Source organism: Bacillus sp. C30, from assembly GCF_040838255.1.
In the GTDB taxonomy this organism is placed as follows: Bacteria; Bacillota; Bacilli; order Bacillales; family Bacillaceae_G; genus Bacillus_A; species Bacillus_A mycoides.
Genome location: NZ_JBFPJH010000447.1, coordinates 1 through 2,351, shown reverse-complemented (window position 1 = coordinate 2,351; position 2,351 = coordinate 1). Strand labels below are relative to the sequence as shown.

Sequence of the window (2,351 nt, the reverse complement as noted above, 5' to 3'; positions counted from 1 at the left end):
ATATCGAACTCAAGCTAGTTTTACATTCTGTATTTGAAGACCTTTTCCAAGAGTATAAAAATGTACACCCTAAGATGTATTTCATATTTCAAAAATCAAAAAATGATTTTGTTTTTACAGATATTTGTCCAGAATTACTAAATTTAAGTCTTCAAAAACAAGATGATTTGGTTGGAAAATCAGTGGATACCGCTCTTCATATAGGAGATAAAGCGACAAGAAAAAAACTCAAACAACTCTATACATTAGCGTGGAATCAAAAAAAAGTTTTATACTATTATTTTCCATATAAAAACCCAGACATTTTTATAATTACTTATCTAGAGCCTCAAAATGATCATAATCAGGTTACAAAAGTAATTGGGCATTGTATGCCTGTCTATAAAAAAGATTTACAATCCCCTCTGCGACATGTAGATCAGTTTCTTTCTTTTTAAGAAAAAGATTTTTTATATGTTCCCATGTAGTTCTGCTCTGTTCATGTTCCAGCGAAACGATGTTATTCATCAAAATCTTTTCTTTTTATATTTTTGATTGTTTGACGCATAATTTTTAGAGTTTGTATTAAAAACGCGAGTTCTTCTTTTGAAATTTCTTCTTCGTTTAAGGTGAACGTATAGCATTCTAACAATTCAATATCTTCTATATCTAAAATTTTTTTACTTGATACATTCGAAGGAACAATTAAATCGCATATTTCCATATTGTATACGGTAGCAATTTTATGAAGTAAATCTAATGTGGGGGTATACACTCCTCTTTCAACTTTAGACAGATTACTATAATCATAATTAATTTTCTCAGCTAAACTCTGTAGGGTATCACCAAACCTCTTCCGCATTTCTTTAATTTTGAATCGCATTCTTATCACTCCTATTAATTTTTGATGGCCACATATAACTTATCACAACAACTCTTAAAGTATCCAAAGAGTTGTTGTGATAAGTATTAGTGGACACGCACCTACTGTTTTCTGCCTAAGTATTGTGTTTTATAGCTATATATTAGATTAATAGATTTTATTTTGGTACCATTTTTATAGGGAATTTGCTCGGAAAATTAATATTTGAGGTACACATTGAATGATTGTGCTTTATGTAGATGAGTAGTTACGAAAGTGGCAAAAGAATTGTTAATTTAACTTTTCCATTGGTACCTGGTTATTGGGATTACAATCATAACGAATATTGCCCAATGATATAATTGATATGTATAGGGTTTGTTGTTACATCTGAAAAACTAATCAACATCTAATAGGAAGAATCTGTGAGGGCTTCTCTTCATAATACAGAGTAATCTGATTTTTTAAAACACTTAATCTGTAAAATGATAGTTTTCCTTTATTGAGAAATTTAAATGTGGTACAACCGCATACCTATCAGCTTAAGAAAATCAAGCGTTAAAAATAACCTTATCCTTTCTCATTGATTATTAAGAAAGAATAACGTGGGGGGAGTAAAAAGTCTTAGGTTGATGGACATGGGATACTTGCAGACATTTATATTTTTTTGTAATGTATCATTTACCTGACTCAGAACTAATTGTTTAATATTTAGATTCTACGTTTTTTTTGATAGATGTCTTTTAAATGATTCTGGTGCAAAAACAGTGGGATATGAAAAAAAGAAAAAGATTCCTAGCGGAATTGAATTTTATGCTGTTAAACCAAAGAGTTCATGAATAAGATATATCTGCTTTTGAACAGACTTCTTCCCTCGGAGAGTTTGTCCTTTTTTGATCATATGCATAGCTTCTATTCCAGCAATCATTTTCGTAGCTGTCAGCACTGATTTCAATCCAAGCATATTCCGAATTCGTTTTTTAATAAACCGATGATCTTGTTTAAATATTTTTTCACACGAAGTGGTGTACCGTGTGGTATACACTTTTCTTCCTTTAGTTGACGTATCGCAACAGGATAGGCTTTATCACCATCAGCAGTTATTGAACGAGGTTTTGTGACATGGCAAGAAGCCAAGGTCTTCTTTAGAAAGTACTTGGCATAGATATTCTATTGGGTTCGCTCATCATCGGGATAATCGTTGCATGTATTGTTCGTTATCTCGAATGTAGAGAGTAACTTTCTCAATACCAATATGACCTGGTCAAGAAAAACTGGAACATGAAATAGATTACGCAATGGATTTTGAATATTGATACGGAGTCATTCCATTTAGTGATGAGTGCGGACGAAGTGAATGATAATACATATAAATAAATTCAGCCACTAACTGAGTTACTTGAGCGAGAGAAATCAGTTTTTCTCCATGTAAACATTCACGTTTAAAGATACTAAAAAACGATTCGATCACGGCGTTATCCCAACAGTTTCCCTTACGGGACATACTTTG

At 31.9% G+C, this 2,351-nt stretch carries 3 protein-coding genes and 1 pseudogene; 1 reads left to right on the top strand and 3 read right to left on the bottom strand.

Features of this window, described 5'->3' with window-relative positions:
• Positions 1-437 (top strand): hypothetical protein (locus AB3X49_RS21555; protein WP_367964637.1); only part of this gene is annotated, 437 nt, incomplete at its 5' end.
• Between the two features lie 62 nt (positions 438-499).
• Here AB3X49_RS21555 and AB3X49_RS21550 read toward each other — a convergent pair.
• The 3 genes and pseudogenes from AB3X49_RS21550 to AB3X49_RS21540 all read right to left on the bottom strand — a co-directional run.
• Positions 500-862 (bottom strand): helix-turn-helix transcriptional regulator, encoded by a 363-nt coding sequence (locus tag AB3X49_RS21550; protein WP_367964635.1) that lies wholly within the window; start codon positions 860-862, stop codon positions 500-502.
• A gap of 790 nt (positions 863-1,652) precedes the next feature.
• A pseudogene (locus AB3X49_RS21545) lies at positions 1,653-2,002 on the bottom strand (DDE-type integrase/transposase/recombinase); the annotation flags it as partial.
• 130 nt (positions 2,003-2,132) lie between these two features.
• On the bottom strand, positions 2,133-2,351 hold a 219-nt coding region (locus tag AB3X49_RS21540), incomplete at its 5' end, for an integrase core domain-containing protein (protein WP_367964633.1).